The following is a 17656-nucleotide window of genomic DNA, read 5'->3' on the forward strand; positions in this document are numbered from 1 at the left end:
ATCGAGTTGATGAGGTGCACGCCGTTGCCGTACGGGGTGATGTCCTGCGTGGTGATCGGCAGGACATGCGCGAGCTCGCCGGTAACGGTCTCAAGAAGGCCCAGGAGGTCGTCGCTCGGGCGCAGGATCCAGCCCTGCTTGACGGTCGGGGAGAGCGCGACGCCCCGGTGGTTGAGGAGCCGGTTGCCCTTGGTGGTGTCGATGGAGACCACCGCGTCCATCTCCGGGGACATTTCCGCGCGGTTGCAGTCGAGGACCGAGATCGGCGAGTCCATGAAGGGCACCGGGTCGTGCGGCCGGGTCGGCGCGTCGGGGCAGACGTGCGTGGAGAGGATGACGTCGCCCTCCAGGCGGTCGCCGCGCCCGTACATGTCGAGCAGCTTCGCCGCGGCGGCCAGCGCGGCGACCGCGCCGTCCGCGTCGGACACCAGGCCGATCCGCTCCGGGCGTGCGCCTACGCCGCCGAGGCGGCCGAGGATGCCGAGCGTGGGCGCCTGGCCGCCGGCGGCCTTGCCGCGGGTGCCGGGGACGGTGACCTTCACGAAGTCGGTGCCGCCCCGCTCGCCCGCGATCCGGGTGACGGTGATCTCCGGCTTGGGGCCTTCGGCCGGCGACCCGGCCGCGTCCAGGACGGACCGCAGATGACCGGCGAGCAGCTCACCGCTCGCCTGCGGGCGGTCGAGAAGGTCGAGGACGTCGAGTACGTGCTTGAGCACAGCGGCTCCCTTGGTGCGTTTACGTGATCTTGCCGCCAGGGCCACTGTGACCTGGCTTTTAGCAGACTGCGACGCCAATCCCGTATGAGACAACCTTTTCTCTATTTCCGAGAAGCATGTCCGCCATCCGGTACGCTGCCGCCATGACCGCACCCCCGTTGCAGACCGCCGACCGTGTCCTCAGCGTGCTCCTGGCCTTCTCGCAGGAGCGCGAGGAGTGGGGGGTGACGGATCTGGCGGCCGAGTTCGGCTGGGACAAGTCGGTCGCACAGCGACTGCTCGCCGCGCTGGCGCACCGCGGCTTCCTGGTCTCCGACCCGGTCACCCGCCGCTACCGTCTGGGCCCCGCGGTGTGGCACATGTCGACCGCCTGGGAACGGCACGGAGGCATGTCCGCCCTGGTACGGCCCACCGTGCGCGCGCTGGCGATGAGGACGGGCGCAACCGCGCTCTTCGCCGTCCCCGACGGGGTGCATCTGCGCTGCGTGGAGTCGGCCGACGGCGGCAGCGGGCCGCTGCGCGCGTACCGGCTGACCGATGAGCTGTACCCGGCGCATGCCGGCGCCACATCGCGGGCGTACTTCGGCATGCTCACCCCCGGCACCAGGGCCCGGCTGCTGTACGGCAGGCCGATGCCGCGCTTCTCCCCGCTGACCGTGACGGACCCGGAGGAGCTGGAGGAACTGATGGTCCGCGCAGGCCAGGACGGACACTCCCACTCCAAGGGGGAATACGACCCGGCCACCTCGGGCCTCGCGGTACCGCTGCTCGTCCGGTCACAGCCCGTCGGCACGCTCTCGCTGGTCGGACCGCACGACCTGGTCACCGGACCGGACGAACACCTCCTCGGCCCGCTACAGACTGCCGCGGCCGAACTGGGCGAGCTGCTCTCCCCACGCCGATCCCGCCCACAGACGGCGCCCAGGACCCCTTGACGCCCGGGCCTCCGCCCCTCCCTCCCCTCTCCCCTCCTGGAAGGCTCTCCAAATGAAGCTGCTTCTGCTGTCCAACTCCGCGGCTCCTGGCAGCGGTTACCTCGAACACGCGACAGAGGTGATCGCAGACCATCTGACGGGGGTGCGCGAACTCGTCTTCGTGCCGTACGCGTTGGCCGATCACGACGCATACACCGACAAGGTGGCCGGGGCGCTGAAGCCGCTGGGCATCTCCGTGCGGGGAGCACACAGGGACGGCGATCCGGCCAAGACCGTGGCCGACGCGCAGGCAGTCTTCGTCGGCGGCGGCAACAGCTTCCGGCTGCTCGCGGCGCTGCACGCACTCGACCTGATCGCGGCAGTGCGGGCACGCACCGCCGCGGGGATGCCGTACATGGGCTCCTCGGCCGGCACCAACATGGCCTGCCCGACACTGCGCACCACCAACGACATGCCCATCGTGCAGCCGCCGGACTTCGCAGCCTTCGGGCTGATCCCCTTCCAGATCAACCCGCACTACCTCGACCCCGACCCCGCGAGCAGCCACATGGGCGAGACGCGTGCGGAGCGTCTCGGGCAGTTCCTCGAGGAGAACGACGTGCCGGTACTGGGGCTGCGCGAGGGCACCTGGCTGCGGCGCCGGGGAGACAACCTCGACCTCGGCGGCACCCCCGCCGGCGCCCGCCTGTTCCTACGGAACAAGCCCCCGCAGGAATACGCCCCCGGCGCAGACCTCAGCACCCTGCTGACCCTCCCGGCCCACTTCGACACTGCGGCGCCCGCCGAGTAGGACGAGAAACCGGAGCAGGGACGCGGACTTCCTCGCTCTGCACCATGAACTCACCGCCCGACAACGGCCACCCGGCGCGGCCCTGGTGAAGTTCACCGCGGGGACCGGATGTTCCAGACCGCTCTCCTGACGCCACTCTCCCAACAGGTCTTGCGCCGCCGACGCCATGCGACAGATCACGCCACTCCAGCCCAAACGACGTTGCGTCTGCAACGCGCAATGGGAGAGGATGTTCGATACACTACGGGGCGTGAGTGACGGGTGTGGATGCCGTGACGGCGCAACCCCCCACGGCGCGCCACACATTCGGGGATACACGGGGGTGAACTCATGAAGTTCGACATGGGAGACACGACTCTCGCGGTGCTGGGGAAGAACACCGCGGGGTCCAGCGACGATCTCGGGACGCTGATCAGCCTGCTGGTCCAGGCGGCCGAGCCGCTGGAGGGCAAGTTCAACGGCGCGGGCAAGGCGACCTTCGACTCGTTCAAGCTGCGCGCGGACGAGATCACGTCGGACCTGAACGGGGCACTGACCTCGATCCTGGGCGGCCAGGCAGGTATGGACACCGCGTTCGGCTCCGGCGACCAGGAGCAGTCCGACAACGCCCACCAGAACATGGGCGCGGCCAACTTCGACGGCGCCCGCTTCTCCGCCTGAGCCCGCTGAGTCGACCTGCCCGCACACCACAACACTTCGCACACAGGGGGAACTTCGCCATGGCTGGAACCCAGGACCGCCGCTCCTACGACACGGGCGCCTCGGCCGACGTACAGGGCGGCCTGCAGATCATCATCGGCCAGCTGGAGCGGGTGCTCGGCGACCGTGACCGCGCGGTGAAGGCCGCGATGGCCGACTACCAGGCCGACGGCGTGTCAGACGACTACCACGGCAAGGAAGTCCGCTGGAACAAGGCGGCCAGCGAGGTGCGGGAGATCATCCGCCTCGTGCGCACCACGCTGGAGCAGAACGACGGCACCGCACAGTCGACGCTCGCGCGGGCGCGGGCAGCGGTAGACAACATCGGCTGAACGACAGCACCGAGCGTCTGGGCTGAATTACGGGGATCAGTGGGGGGTTTGGCATGCCTGCGTGGGACATTTCACCGTCCGGGGTGGATTCGGTGACGTCGTTGGTGGGGCTGGCGATGGACGACTTGGCCAAGGACGTCAAGGCGTACGGGACCGACACCGAGAGTGCGGCCACCTCGGCCGGCACCATCAGCTCGGGATATTGCGGGGACGTGCCCGTAGGGCCGATCGGTGTGGCCCTTGCGTTGTTCGTGGACAAGTCCGCGGAGGACGCGCTCTTCCCCGGCGCTCGGGCCGCGAAGTCGGTGAACGGAGCGATCGAGGCGACCAACCACTACGTGCACGGGGACCTGGAGCAAGCCGCGACCGCGCAGCGCAATGCGGAGAAAGCCCCGGACATGAAGGCCATTCTCGCCGACGCCCGCAAGAAGGGCGCCGACAAGTGAAGATGATCGAACCGGGTGGCATACCGACGTTCATCGGTGACTTCGACGAACTGGACAAGGATGTCTCTGCCCTGCGCAGCGACGCCATCGGGATCCGCAACGGCGGGGCCGATGTGCACTCCCGGTTCCAGATGTTGGGGGCCTACTACACCGCGCCGGAGGCAGACGATCTTTTTGCCTCCACCCAGCCGGTGATGGACAGGGCCGACACCTTCGCCGCGGATCTGGAGGCGGTGGCCGACGCCCTTGACACCTTCTCCAGCGAGGCGCGCCCGCTGGCCGAGCGCCTGGAGAGGCTGGAGTCCGATGCCAGGAAGTTCGTCGCCAGCGTCGAGGGCGACGACGACTGGCACTACGACGACGAGAAGACCGACCGTAACAACGAGCTCGTGGACGACGTCGCCGTCACCAAGACCGCCTTCGAAGCGGCCGAGCGTCGGGCCGCGACCAAGATCTCGGCGCTCGTGGGCGGCCCGAAGTTCATCGAGGACGACGGCAGTCACAAGGCGACGAAGAAGACCGTGATGTACGGCTACGACGCCGACCTCCTCAAGCAGGCCAAGGAAACGCCCTGGGGCAGTCACGTCAGTGAGTCCGTCCACGCGTGGGAGATCCACCGGCACATCAAGCACTACGTCTGGGACGGCTTCATCGTCGGCGGTGGTGGAGCCACCCTGGAAGGCCTGGGCCACCTGGTCGGCATCGGAGGCTCGGCCAAAGATGCCTGGAGCGGCCTCGCCGATGTCTTCGGCGGAATCGGCCAATACACCATGACCCCCTACGACTGGGTCATGGACCACACGATCGGCCCGGACGAGGAAAGCGCCGACGAGAAGCGCCAGAAGACGGCCGCCCGCGAGTTCGCCAAGGCCATGGTCGCCTGGGACCAGTGGGAAGAGCACCCCGTCCAGGCTGCAGGAACCACCACCTTCAATATCCTCACGATCGGCGTCGGTCCGCTGAGTGCCATCGCCAAGGGCGGCAAGGCGGGGGCAGCCTCCAAGGCCGCCGGCGTCGCAGCAAAGATCGGCACCTACGCCGACCCGCTCTCCGCCGGTCTCACGGTGGGCGGCAAGGCCTTCAGCAAGCTGCCCAGCGTCGCCGACCTCACCGCCCGCGTCCGCACCGGCACCGACGCCACACCGGAACTGCGGCGCGTACACACCGACCTCGAGTTCGACGGTTCCAGGGTCCGCGTCGAGGACGGCAAGTTCATCCGGCTCGACGCCGAGGGCAAACCGGTCGAGGAGACGGCTCCAATCGAGCGGTCCGCCGCCGAGCGGACAGTTCCTGCCGATGTGCCCGAACCTGCCCTGGTCGGTGCCGGAGAGCGATCCTCCGGCATCAGCGTCCACGCCGGCGAGCGCCTTGCCCCGCAGGCCAGCCACGAGCCTCCTGCTGGGAGGGGTGAAGCAGACTCTCCACAAGCCACCGGCCACAACGAGGTTGGGGGCTCGGCCGGGGCCAGGGGCAACGACGGGTCCGGTTCGAGCAGTTCCACCGGTCACGAGGCACCCGGCGGCTCGGAGCGTGGCTCCGTGACGCGCCCTGGCGAGTCGGGCGGCGGCCGGGACGATCTATCTTCAGCCGGCGACGACGCAACTGGGGACGGCGCTCCCAGGCCTGACGGCAATACCCCGTCGCAGCCCGGTCCTGTTAAGCGCCCCAGCTTCATGCAGGAGGGCCCCAACCCCTACCGGCCTGGTCTCACCCTGGAGCAGATCGAGGAGATCCAGGTCTATCGGGCCAACCACGAGCCGGGTTACTTCGATAAGTACTACAAACGCGGACAGCACCTCGGCCACCGAAGGGGCCTGGAACTCACGGACGAGAGCGGGTACACCCCACCCCAACTGACCCGACTCGCGGATGATGCCCCATTCATCCGCTCCAAGGACGTACCAGATCCCCCCAAACCCCATTACCTCGACCCTGATTACATCAGATTTGGTCCAGAAACCGTCAAGAGCCAGCACAGGCTTAATATTCTCGACGACGCTGCAGGGGCTCGCCACCACGCCATACAGTGGGACAACCTCGCTAGAGACTGGAAGGACGCAACAGGAAAGGCCCACGAGGAAAACAGCACAGTCGAGTCACAAGCACTCTGGGGGGAAGCCAAGGGGACGTATCAGGAATCTCATACCCAAATGAGGGACCTGGCCGAAGAATTTGGCGAGCAGGCCGCCCGGCACCACTTCATCGCCGAGCGTTATAAAGGCTTCGAAGAGCAGCCCCTTCTCGGGCCAAAGAATGGCAATGATCAGTTTGATCAAGTGTGGGTACACAAGGATGGTCGAGTAGTTGTCGTCGAGGCCAAGAGTAGTACGGAAACGGACCTTGGTGGCCGCGACCTCCCAGACAACGGCGGCAGGGTTTCTCAGGGGAGCCGGGAATACTTCCTCGACATCTTCCGACTCATGAAGAAACGCGGTGAAGTCGAGGTTGTGGCCGCCATCGAAAAAGCCATAGCCGCAGAGAAGCTAGAATATGTCGTCGTTAAGGGAGAGAAGAACGCTGGGACGTACACTGGTCTCCAGTATCGGTACTTCGATATCAGCAAGGGAACCCTTCCGTGACCGAACACATGGCCCGGCATGACCTGTCGGCAGGACCTGACGCCGAGCAGTTGGCCGAGCGCCTCAGCGCACACTTGGCGAACGGCATCGATCAACTTGCCGACTCCGCTGGTTCCGCGAGCTTGATCGACTCACATTTCGACACCGGGCTTCTGGTGTTGCGCGCTCGCTGTGTTGTCGATCCACGTGCGGCGGCATTGGAAACATGGGAGGCCACGGTCAATGCGATGCAACTGGGGTCAGCCCTGTTCGCCATGACGGCGCCGGGCGGGGCATCTGTCGAGTGCCGCATCAACCTGAAGATGCGGACTCTTCCGTCCGTGGGCCCGCTGCCGACTGCCGATGCGGGCACTTGGCTGACGGCTTTCTGGCTTGCCGTCATCTGCCGTGACCAGCCACGCATGACGCAACTTTGCGAGATCCCGTTGGAACGACTGCGAGCACGCGAGGGGAAGTACGACGAGTACATCTATCACTGGGTAGACACCCTGCAGACATACTGGCTGCGTCGGCCAGGGCTGGTGGAGAAACTCACCGCTACGTTCCAGGCATCGGATCCCGCCGTCGCGCGACTCGCCCCTCGAGATCTCCTCGATGGCCTGCTCTACCCACCGATCAATCTCTTCTACCACTTCGTACGCAAGGATGAGGAAGGGTTCAGCCCCGCCCTCCTGGAAGCCTTGAAGCTGCACAAGACTTACTGGACGCTGAACGAGGATCGGGAAGCGGACATTGACGGGAGCGTCGCCTTGGGGCCTCTGGCTATTGCCTGCCTCGCCTACGACGGGGGAATTCCGATTGGCGTCGAGTCGGAGTACTTGCCGAAGCATCTGCTACAGCGCGGCTGGTTGGGCGAGTTCCCCACGTGACGCTGGTTGACGTCACCCAATGCGCACCTGCACTGCGAACCCGAGCAATAGAAGCGGAAGACTGTGGCAGCCCAGGACTACGACAGCCAGTTGTTGGAGTCGGTGTCGGTTCGGCGCCGGCGGTTGCGCGATGCCCTACTGTTCGGGGCCCAGCGGCAGCGGCGGACCGTCGATGAGCGGTTGGGAAAGGTCTTCGCCGGGGTCGTGATCGCCGCCGTGTTGTGTGCCGGGTGTGTGGGGTGGTCGTTCATTTCGAACCGGCTCATCGGCAAAAGCCCCTACAGCACCTCCGTGCCTTCTTCCCCGCCGTCGGCTACCTCCCCCACACCCTCCGTAAGCCCTTCTTCTCGATGATAGGTTCGAACGCGTGATATCTGCGGGGCCGTTGAGCCGCACGAGTACTGCAGGAAGCGCGAGTCGTACGGCCTTGAGCCGGGTCACTCTGGTGGGAGAGCAGCGGCGGGTGGATCTCGTCCTTCCCTCGCAGGAGCCGATCGGGCTGTTGCTTCCGGAGGTGTTGCGGCTGCTCGACGACCGGGCTGCCGCTCGGCCAATGCTGCGTCACCTGGTCACCACGGACGGTTCCGCGCTGGCGCACGACAGCACCCTGGAGTCCGCCGGTGTCTCCGACGGTGCCGTGCTGCGGCTGGTGCGCGTCGAGGATGCGCCGTCCGCGCCCGTGGTGCATGACGTCACCGATGAAGCCGCCGAGGATCTGGATGTGCGGGCCTGGCGGTGGCGGCCCGCTGCACGGCGGGTGACGGCGGGGCTGGCCACCGTGTTCTGGGTGACTGTCGCGGGGGTGTTCGCTGCCGGTCAGTTCGAGTTGGCTGCTGCAGGCAATGCGCTGGTGGCGGTCGCCGTGGCGCTGGGGCTTGCCGGCGCTCTGCTGGGGTGGCGAAAGCAGCCCGGCCTTGCCACCACGTTGATCGTGTCTGGTGGTGCACTGGGCATCCTCGGTGCCTGGACGCTGGGCGATGCCCATGCCTGGAGCTCTCCGGTGCTGATGGCGGGCGTCGCCGTCAACGTCGTACTCGCGCTGCTCCTTCTGGGATGGTTCTCACCATTGGGGCGCGGCGCCCTGATCGGGTCCGCAGCCGCCCTGGGGTGCCTTGTTCTGTGGGAGGCGGCTTTCGCGCTGCAGGACGGCGGCCGGACGGACGTCGAGCAGGCCCGTATGGGGGCGTTGCTCGCCGTCGTGTCGGTGATCGTGCTCGGTGTGCTGCCGCGGCTTGCCCTGATGACCTCCGGGTTGTCCGGGCTCGATGACCGACGTACCGGTGGGGCCTCGGTGAGCCGGTACCAGGTGGGCACGGCACTGACCGCCACGCATCGTGGACTGGCGCTGGCCACCCTTGTCTTGGCCGTCTCCGCTGCGGCGGCAGGGCTGATGGTGTTGCGTGCCCCCTCTGTGTGGACCGTCCTCGTGGCTGTGGTCACCGCGGTGGTCCTCGGGCTGCGGGCGCGCGCCTATCCGCTCGTCGCGGAGGTGGTGGGGTTGTTCGCCGCCTCGGCCGTCGTCGTGGTGGCCCTCGTCGGGGTGTGGCTGGAGCGGTCGGCCGCAGGGGGCCCTGTGGCCCTGCTGGTCGCACTGGCCTTGATTCCTCTGGTGGTGCTTGCGGTTCAACCCGCCGAGCACGTACGGGTGCGGCTGCGCCGCGTCGGTGACCTGCTGGAGTCCGTCGGCGTCATTGCCCTGCTGCCGCTGGTCATCGGGGTGTTCGGTGTGTACGGGCGACTGCTCGACACCTTCGCGTAGGGGTGCGGCATGGCTCAGCAGGGAAGTGATTGGCAGCGTGACGTGCTGCGGGAGTTGGGAGCCGGTCCGGCACAGCCCGCCGCTGAGATCCCACAGTCCGCCCCGCAGCAGGCACGGGAGCAGGAGCCGTCACAGAGCTCTACTCCAGCGCCCCGCCCATCGGCAACCTCCCAACCGGCACCTCGCGAGCCTCGCGACCCCCGCGTCCCGATGCCCACCCCGGAGTCCGTCCCCACCGTCGATCCCCGCCTCGCCCGCGCCCTGGGTGCCCCGCAGCACGGAGACTCCGCAGCGCGACGCACCGGACGCTCGCTACGCAAGCTGACCGCCTCCGCCGGGCAGGAGGTAGCCGAGCAGACCCGCCTGGCCCGCGAAGTGCAGCAGCCGGTGACCACCGGGCGGGTCATCGCCGTGACCTCGATCCGCGGCGGCGTAGGCAAGTCCACCGTCTCCGCTCTCCTCGCCCGGACCTTCAACCACTACCGGCACGACCCCGTCCTGGCCCTGGAGGCCGACGCAGCGCTAGGCACCCTGCCGGTGCGCCTGGGCGCGGAGTCGGTGCGCTGGTCCTGCGCCGACCTGGCCCAAATCCTGAGCCCCGAGATGCAGCTCACCGACGTCACCGGCTATCTGGTGCCGGTGGCCGACGGCGGCTGGCTGCTGCCCGCCAGCCAGGGACGCGTAGGCGCCCCGCTCGACGTGCCCACCTATCGCACCGTCACCCTCGCCCTGCGCCGCTACTTCGCGATGTCGGTGGTCGACTGCGAGACGCTGCCCGGCGAGGTGGCCCGTACCGCGATGGACACCGCCCACGCCCGCGTGGTGGTCGCCCCGATGACCGCCGAGGGCGTCAACGGCACCCGCGTGGTCCTGGACTGGCTGGCCCAGCTGCCGCACTCGGCGCTGGCCACCACCGTCGTCGCGCTGTCCGCGAACTCCCCCGACACGACGCTCGACCTGAAGGCGGCCGCCGCTCATCTGCGCGAGACGGGTGTCGCCGTGGTGCCCCTGCCCTACGACCGTCATCTGGCCCAAGGAGGCCCCATCCACACCGGCATGCTCAGCCAGAGCTCCCGCGACGCCGCCGTCCGACTGGCCGCCGAGGCGATGGGGCGGGCGGTGCGGGTGCGATGACCCAACACCTCATACACCGCCCGGCACGCTCCACCCGGCCGCAGGCCTCCGCTCCCGAGCACACCATCGAGCCGCCGCCCAATCTGCCCGAAGGCAAGATGGGCAACGCGGCCACCGCGCTGCTTCCGATGGCCGGCGTCATGGGCTCCGTCGTCATGATGACCGTCATCCGCAACAGCCAGTTCGCCGCCATCGGCGCGATCGTCCTCGTCTTCGCTCTGCTGGGCGCCGTCGCCCTGTTCCTGTCCCAGCGCGGGAAGGCCCAGCGCACCCGGCGTACCCAGCGCGAGCGCTATCTCGAGTACGTCGAGGAGCAGCGCGAGGAACTCGGTGCCACTGAGCGGGAGTTGCGCCGACAGGCACGCATCCTCAACCCGCCGCCCGCCGCGCTGTACGACCTGGTGCGCGACCCGGCCCGGCTGTGGGAGCGCCGCCGTCTCGACGCGGACTTCCTGCGGGTGCGCCTCGGCACCGGCGACGTACCCGTGCAGGGGCTTGCGATCGGCCAGAACCAGGGCAGCGGCGTACTGACCCCGCCCGACCCGTTCATGCTCAACGAAGCACGGGCCCTGCAGCACCGGTTCACCACCGCGACCGACTTCCCTCTGACCGCGCCGCTGGACCGGACGGGCAACGTCAGCATCATCGGCGAACGGGACGCCGTCCTGCGCATCGCCCGCGCCCTGCTGATCCAGACCGCGGTGACACACGCCCCCGACGACGTCGCCATCGCCCTCGGCGTGCCCGGCGAACGCCTCGACGACTGGGAGTGGGCGAAATGGCTGCCCCACGTACTCGACAGCCAGCAGCACGACGGACCCGCCGCCGCCCGGCGCATCGCGCCCAGCATCGAGCAGCTCGCCCGGCAGTGCGCCCCGGACCTGCGCCGCCGCTCCTCCTACGCCGCCGAAGTACGCCGCGGCCTGTCCGACCGCAACGCACTGCGCATGAACGACCGGCTCCTGGTCGTCAGCGACTGCCACGGCAGCACCGCCACCGAACTCCCCCGCCCCGACACCGCCGTCGACCTGACGGGCATGGGCGTGACCGTACTGCACCTGCTCGAACAGCAGGTCCACGAACCCGATCAGGTCGGCGTCCGCATCATCGTCGACGGCGACCAGGTGACCGTCGAAGACCTGCGGGCACCCGACGCGCTGCCCGGTCAGGGCACCGCCGATGAGATGAGCCTGGCGGGAGCAGAGGGCCTGGCCCGCATGCTCGCCCCGCTGCGCCTGTCGGCCGAGTCTGCCGCCGAGGGCACCCCCATCTCCGGCCCCGTCGACTTCCCCACCCTGCTCGGCATCGACGACCCGGCCGCCCTCGACCTCGGCAAGCTGTGGGCACCACGCGGCGAACGCGACTTCCTGCGCGTGCCCATCGGCCTCAACGACCGCCACGAACCCGTCCTGCTCGACCTCAAGGAATCCTCCGAACTGGGCATGGGTCCCCACGGCTTGTGCGTCGGCGCGACCGGCTCCGGCAAGAGCGAACTCCTGCGCACCCTGGTCCTGGCCCTGGCCGCCACCCACTCCCCCGAAGACCTGGCGCTCGTCCTGGTCGACTACAAGGGCGGCGCCACCTTCGCCCCCTTCACCGAACTCCCGCACGTCGCCGGCGTCATCACCAATCTGGAGAACCAGGCCGGGCTCGTCGAACGCGTCCACACCAGCCTGGCCGGCGAGGTCAAACGCCGCCAGCAGGTCCTCAAGGACGCCGGCAACGTCGCCGACATCGGCCACTACGCCGCCCTGCGCGCCAAGCAGCCCGAACTCGAGCTCGAGGCGCTGCCCCACCTGTTCGTCGTCATCGACGAATTCGGCGAACTCCTCACCGCCAAACCGGACTTCATCGATCTTTTCCTGTCCATCGGCCGCATCGGCCGCTCCATCGGCGTACACTTGCTGCTCTCCAGCCAGCGCATCGAGGGCGGCAAGCTAAAGGGCCTGGAGACCTACCTCTCCTACCGTCTCGGCCTGCGCACCTTCTCCGCCGACGAGTCACGCACCGTCCTGGACACCGTGGACGCCTTCCAGCTGCCGCCGCTGCCCGGCTTCGGATACCTCAAGGTCGACACCTCCACCTACGAACGCTTCAAGGCGGGCTACGTCTCCGGCGCCTACCGCGGCCCGGCCCTGCGCGAGCAGACCGACGCCGAACCCCTTGCCTGGCCCTACCCCACCTTCAACACGGGCCAGGACCCGGCGACCGGCGCGCCGGAAGAACCTGCGATGCGAGAGCGGGAGACCGGCCCGACCGTCCTGACGGCCATGGTCGACCAGCTGCGCACCGCCGCCCCTCCCGTACGAAGCATCTGGCTGCCGCCGCTGCCCGACGCGATCTCGCTGGATGCCGCCGCCGGACCCGTACAGGCTTCGGAGCGGGGCCTGCACCTCGCTACCTCCACCGGTGCCATGCAGGTACCACTGGGCGTCCTCGATGATCCGGCCAAGCAGTGGCAGAAACCCTGGATCCTGGACCTGACCGTCGCCGGCGGACACACCGCCGTCATCGGCGGCCCACAGTCCGGCAAGACCACCCTGCTACGCACCCTCGCGCTCTCCCTGGCCCTGACCCACACCCCGCACCAGGTCGCCGTCTACGGCCTCGACCTGGTCGGCGGCGGCCTGACCGCCCTGTCCGGGCTACCGCACGTGGGCGGCATCGCGGGACGCGCCGACCACGAACGCGCCGCCCGCACCGTCGCCGAGGTCCGCGCTCAACTCGCCCTGCGGGAAGAGCTCTTCCGCGAACACGGCATCGACTCCGTCGACCAGCTGCGCCACCTGCGCGCTCAAGGCGAGCTGCCCGAACTGGGCTCGACCGACATCGTGCTGCTCATCGACGGATTCGGCGCCCTGCGCGACGAGTTCGCCGAGCTGGACGACACCGTCGCCGACCTCCTCAAACGCGGCAGCGGCTACGGCATCCACATCGTGGCGGGCATGCTGCGCTGGAACGACGTACGCATCGCCACCCAGTCGATGTTCGGCACCCGCGTCGAACTGCGCCTGAACGACCCCTCCGACTCCAGCGTCGACCGCAAACTGTCCGAGACGCTGAGCGCGGACACCCCGGGCCGTATCCTGACCGACACCAAACTCTTCGCCCACACCGCCCTGCCCCGCATCGACGGCCAGCCGACCACCGCCGATCTCGGCCCTGCCCTGGAGCGCGCAGGACGTACGCTGCGGGCCAGCTGGCACGGCGAACTCGCCGCCCCCGTAAGGGTCCTGCCCACCGCACTGCCCGCCGCCAAGCTGCCCTCGGTCACTGCCGAACCCTCGCGCATCCCGCTCGGCGTCGACCAGGACGCCCTCGCCCCGGCATTCCTGGACCTGACCGGCCAGGACCAGCACCTGCTGATCCTCGGTGACAACGAGTGCGGCAAGACCAACCTCCTCAAGCTCATCACCGGGCAGCTCATCGACCGCCACAGCGACAAGGAACTGGTCTTCGGCGTCTTCGACCCGCGCCGCGGCCTGCGCGGCGTCGTCCCCGAGCCCTACCGCGGCGGCTACGCACACAACGTCAAGCTCGCCGCCGCCCTGGCCACAGGCATCGCGGGCGAACTGGAAAAGCGCATGCCGGAGACCGCCGACCCGGATGCGATCACCGACGGGCCGTCCTTCGCCGGCCCTCGCATCGTCATCCTCGTCGACGACTACGACATCCTCACCACCGCGGGCCAGCAACCCCTGGCACCCTTCCTGCCCTACATCTCCTCCGCCCAGGACATCGGCCTGCACTTCATCGTCACCCGCCGAGTCGCCGGATCATCGCGCGCCCTGTACGAGCCCTTCCTCACCACCCTGCGCGAAACCGGTGCCACCGCCCTGCTCATGACCGGCGACCGTACCGAGGGACAGCTCTTCCCCGGCCTCTACGCCTCCGCCCAGCCCCCGGGCCGCGGCACCCTGGTCCGCCGGGGCCGCCGCCATCAGCTCATCCAGACCGCCCTCGCCCACAACAGCGAAGACGCCGAAGCATCGGAAGAGACACCACGCCCGTGACCAAGGACGTCATCGCCCTCACCCCCAAGATGCCCGACATCAACACCCTGCTCGCCGGGCTCTTCGCCGGCGGCCCCGACCTGGGCGTCAACTCCCTGGCCGAGGGGGCCGTCGTCCAACTCTGCGCGCCAAACGGACGCCCCCTGGTCTCCGTCGAGGCACCCCAGTTCATCCAGGTCCCCGGAGAGGCACAGCGCCTGCTCGGCGCCGAAGTCACCACCCCCGACGGGCCCTACTGGTGGACCGAGGCCCGCGCCTCCACCGCGGTCGAGGAGGGCGAGCGGCTCGCCGGCTCCTTCGCCGGACGCCTGGCCGCCGTACTCGGCGGCACGGTCTGGCCGCCGGAGGCCGCCCACACCGATGTCGTCGCCCTCACCTCCGACGACGTCACCGCGAACCCGGCCCCGGCCACCGCGTCACCGGCCGTCGACGTCCTGACGGACAAGGCCGCCGTCGTCATCCAGGACCGCCCCGTCGTCGCGATGACCAGCTGGCTCGCCGACGCCCTGCGCGCGGCGACCGCGGACGACCGCGCCCTGCAGATCGTCACCCCGGCACACACCCGCCTAACCCTCCCCACCCGCACCGCCCTGCAGGGCCACCCCAACCGGTGGGTGGTCCAGGACCCGGACTGCGGCTACTACGACGGCCTGTCCGGCGCCGAACTCCGCTGGCAGGACGGTCACTTCACGCCTGTGAAAACCGCGGAGGGAACCGCACGACTGGCGGAGGCCTTCAAACCCGCCCCCGGTGCCTCCGACCCTTCCGGCGAACGCCAACTGCTCCTCTCCTTCCAAACCACTCACCCCGCCGACGAACAACTCCAGCTCGGCGGCGCCCTGGAGGCGGCCTGGAGGGCCCTCACCGGCACCCCGCCGGCCGGCTGGTCCACGGCCGAACCCATCGCCCTGCCCTGGTCCCCACGCCAGCTGACCGAACTGGCCCGCGCCCGCGCCCAGAAGAACGCCCCCACGTGGCTGACCACCGTCGGCACCCCCAACCGCCCGGCTATCGCCACCACCCGCATCACGCACACGTCGGCAGGCATCGAGGAACACATCACCCTCGCCCTCGGCTACGCCACCGACGAGAACCCGCCCGTGGACGCCATCGCCACCCTGGCCGAGACCCTCGCCACCACGCACGGCCTGACATCCATGCTCACCACCCTCCGCACCGCCCGCCGAGACCTCACCGTCCCACCGCGCTTCGAGATGCCGCCCGTCCCCCTCTCCTTCACTCTCGGCGCGGAGGCCGTGCACGAGATCGGCCTCACCCGAGCCAAGCACCCACCCGTGGGCCTCCGTCCCAGCCGCCTCGGCCCCACCGCACGGCCCGCACTCCACTACACCCTGGGCGACGGCACCGACCCGACCTCCTGGACCACACTCCAGCAGCTCACTCAGCACCTCAAAGCCATGCCTGGTTCAGCCGGGCCACCCCGGTGAACCAGGACGAACAAGGGACGTAGGACCACTACCTCAGCCATCACCCACGCGGAGAGTCGACCATGCCGGAGGAAGCCCCTCTGGACCATGGCTTGCGCGCAGCTGTAGCAGCCACCTCCGACGACACAGCGATCACCGAAGCCGCTGTCGCCCCGCAGCCCGCGCCAGCCGATGCACAGATACGCGCGGCGCGCCCCCTTGCCCCGAACGTCAGACCGGGCAGCGGAGATACTCCCTGGGAGCGCAGGGATCCGCTCCCCGCTCCCTGGGATTACTCCCAAAAGCGAAGTAGGGGCCATCCGAAGAAGGCCCCTACCTGCGACGGCTCCGTCGGGACGACAGGATTTGAACCTGCGACCCCTTGCCCCCAGTCAAGCGCGTGATTCCGGTTCGGAGTTCTGAAGCCCGGTTGACGGTCGTACGACGCCGTATGCGGAACTACGGCGACGCTGGGACACCTGAAGCGGCAGGTCCGCAGCATGCCGCTTGAACTGCGCGGATGGAGTTCTCGGCAGGCGCACTGCTGACCATGGTCTCGGGCTGCGCCTGCACGCCCAGCGCCTTCAACGCGGCGGTCGAGTTGAGACGATCCCTCTCTTGTGGGTCTTCGACACGATCAATGAAGGTCATCGCCACTTCGAGATTGTGATCGTTATCGATCTTCTTCTCGTTACTCTCAGCCGCCTTGACCAGGTTCGCCGTCGTCCGCTTCCAGTGAAGCGCCAGCGCACCGCCGCCGCTCGTCAGCAACCCGCCTGTTAAGTTCGTCACAATCGGCACATAACTGCGATCGGGTTTTCCGGCGTGCACCAGCGCCAGCGCTGCCCCCGTCAGGACGATCAACGCGCCGCCCGACATGAATGCCATGCTCAGGCCGAGGGTCCACTCGGACTGCTTCAGCGTGTGATTCAGGAAGTCGAAGTGGAAGGCTTGCCGCTTCTTGGCAAGTTCCTTGGGCTGAGCAACAAAGACAGTTTGAATGTTGTCGACCCGCTCGACCTCCTGCTCAACCCAGGGTTGCCGGATGATTCGCCGCAGGCTCGTGACTGCGACCTTTCCCAGCTCCCAGGCCACCTGCGTCCCGATGATGACCGCGATCTCGGAGGCGATCCCGCCATTTAGGGGGTTAAGGACGTTCCCCGCGTTTGCCTTCCCTGCCATTACTCCCCGCCCCGCTCGCGCCAAGTGACACTGCGTCAACACACATCAGGTTAGCGTCAGGAGCCGACAGCACTGGCCGATCTTCGGACCGGTCGGCGTTAGCCGGCCTACTTCGAGTCGCCGACGAACGTGCCCAAGCCCAGCTCGGTGTGCACCTCGCCCGTGTCGCGGAGGTGCGCCGGGGCCTTCTGCGCCGTCGACGCAGCGATGCCGAACTCGGCGCTCAGTTCGACGACGCCCGGCTCCCGACTGCCGGGCCGATAGGTGGCGCTAACCTGACCAGTCATCAGCCTCTCCCAGGGCCGTCGTGGGCGCAGGCGGCGATGCCTTGTGAGTGCCCGACACCCGGCTATCCCCGCTAACTTGGCCTTGCGGCCGAGGTCAAGCGTGACAGATCTTGGGGCATGGCTCTGCGTTCCACCGTCATCGACTGCCTCAACCGCGGCGAGAGCGGAGTGGTCGGGACGCTCGCCGGCAACGAGGACGACGGGGAAGTCGGCGGGCGTTGACAGTGCAAAGCCTCAATCCTGGTTCGGGTTGGGGCCCTGCCTTGAAGCAAGTACTACTCGCCCGGCGGCGGTTCACTGCGGACTGCAGTCAGTTCGATGCCACGCACTCGGCGCAGCCACCTGGCCAGTACATACATGGCGCCGCCGAGAATCCCGCACGGCTCCCAGATCTCCGTTACCAAAGCCGCGAGGCCGTCATCCCCGACGATGTACACGGCCTGCGCACCCACCACCAGCGCGATCAGGGTGTTCGTGCGCTGTTCGAT

The 17656-nt window shown here is 68.5% G+C and carries 15 protein-coding genes and 1 pseudogene; 12 read left to right on the plus strand and 4 right to left on the minus strand.

From position 1 onward, the window contains the following. The coding region (locus ACQKIP_RS19305; protein WP_427743541.1) for a DUF1177 family protein at nt 1-716 on the minus strand (716 nt) is incomplete at its 3' end. A gap of 143 nt (nt 717-859) precedes the next feature. Here ACQKIP_RS19305 and ACQKIP_RS19310 point away from each other — a divergent pair. The 12 genes from ACQKIP_RS19310 (at nt 860) to ACQKIP_RS19365 (ending at nt 15720) form a co-directional block, all read left to right on the plus strand. Further along, entirely contained in the window at nt 860-1651 is a 792-nt protein-coding gene (locus tag ACQKIP_RS19310) for an IclR family transcriptional regulator (RefSeq protein WP_365854929.1), read from the plus strand. A 52-nt stretch (nt 1652-1703) separates the two neighbouring features. Continuing rightward, nucleotides 1704-2441, plus strand: coding sequence for a dipeptidase PepE (gene pepE / locus ACQKIP_RS19315; protein ID WP_365854931.1), 738 nt, complete (start codon nt 1704-1706; stop codon nt 2439-2441). Between the two features lie 330 nt (nt 2442-2771). Then, nucleotides 2772-3101 carry a hypothetical protein gene (locus ACQKIP_RS19320; protein ID WP_365854933.1) on the plus strand — a complete coding sequence of 110 codons (330 nt, stop codon included), beginning with the start codon at nt 2772-2774 and terminating at the stop codon, nt 3099-3101. Nucleotides 3102-3160: 59 nt separating this feature from the next. Then, nucleotides 3161-3472: a pore-forming ESAT-6 family protein gene (locus tag ACQKIP_RS19325; RefSeq protein WP_365854935.1), complete on the plus strand. Its 312-nt coding sequence runs from the start codon at nt 3161-3163 to the stop codon at nt 3470-3472. A 53-nt stretch (nt 3473-3525) separates the two neighbouring features. Beyond that, entirely contained in the window at nt 3526-3918 is a 393-nt protein-coding gene (locus tag ACQKIP_RS19330) for a DUF6507 family protein (protein WP_365854937.1), read from the plus strand. 2 nt (nt 3919-3920) lie between these two features. Beyond that, on the plus strand, nt 3921-6497 hold the full coding sequence (locus tag ACQKIP_RS19335; RefSeq protein WP_365855779.1) for a hypothetical protein: 2577 nt from the start codon (nt 3921-3923) through the stop codon (nt 6495-6497). Continuing rightward, on the plus strand, nt 6494-7366 hold the full coding sequence (locus ACQKIP_RS19340; RefSeq protein WP_365854939.1) for an immunity 49 family protein: 873 nt from the start codon (nt 6494-6496) through the stop codon (nt 7364-7366). The genes ACQKIP_RS19335 and ACQKIP_RS19340 overlap by 4 nt, the downstream gene beginning before the upstream one ends. A 63-nt stretch (nt 7367-7429) precedes the next feature. Continuing rightward, the gene (locus ACQKIP_RS19345; protein ID WP_365854941.1) at nt 7430-7720 is read left to right on the plus strand and encodes a hypothetical protein; all 291 of its coding nucleotides are present in this window, start codon (nt 7430-7432) and stop codon (nt 7718-7720) included. A 13-nt stretch (nt 7721-7733) separates the two neighbouring features. Continuing rightward, entirely contained in the window at nt 7734-9125 is a 1392-nt protein-coding gene (eccD, locus tag ACQKIP_RS19350; RefSeq protein WP_427743545.1) for a type VII secretion integral membrane protein EccD, read from the plus strand. 210 nt (nt 9126-9335) lie between these two features. Continuing rightward, a complete protein-coding gene (locus ACQKIP_RS19355) occupies nt 9336-10259 on the plus strand; it encodes a type VII secretion protein (RefSeq protein WP_365854945.1) in 924 nt (307 codons plus the stop codon). Next, nucleotides 10256-14272, plus strand: coding sequence for a type VII secretion protein EccCa (eccCa, locus tag ACQKIP_RS19360; RefSeq protein ID WP_365854947.1), 4017 nt, complete (start codon nt 10256-10258; stop codon nt 14270-14272). Before ACQKIP_RS19355 ends, eccCa begins: the two co-directional genes overlap by 4 nt. After that, nucleotides 14269-15720, plus strand: coding sequence for a DUF6177 family protein (locus tag ACQKIP_RS19365; protein ID WP_365854949.1), 1452 nt, complete (start codon nt 14269-14271; stop codon nt 15718-15720). Before eccCa ends, ACQKIP_RS19365 begins: the two co-directional genes overlap by 4 nt. Before the next feature lie 438 nt (nt 15721-16158). On the opposite strand, the gene ACQKIP_RS19370 is transcribed toward ACQKIP_RS19365, so the two are convergent. From ACQKIP_RS19370 to ACQKIP_RS19380, 3 genes and pseudogenes are all read right to left on the minus strand, one after another. Further along, nucleotides 16159-16881 (minus strand): TRADD-N-associated membrane domain-containing protein, encoded by a 723-nt coding sequence (locus ACQKIP_RS19370; protein WP_365854951.1) that lies wholly within the window; start codon nt 16879-16881, stop codon nt 16159-16161. Between the two features lie 107 nt (nt 16882-16988). Continuing rightward, the gene (locus ACQKIP_RS19375; protein ID WP_365854953.1) at nt 16989-17168 is read right to left on the minus strand and encodes a GntR family transcriptional regulator; all 180 of its coding nucleotides are present in this window, start codon (nt 17166-17168) and stop codon (nt 16989-16991) included. A 275-nt stretch (nt 17169-17443) separates the two neighbouring features. Further along, nucleotides 17444-17656, minus strand: a pseudogene (locus ACQKIP_RS19380) (hypothetical protein); the annotation flags it as partial.

Source organism: Streptomyces sp. NPDC059900 (assembly GCF_050270335.1).
GTDB lineage: Bacteria > Actinomycetota > Actinomycetes > Streptomycetales > Streptomycetaceae > Streptomyces.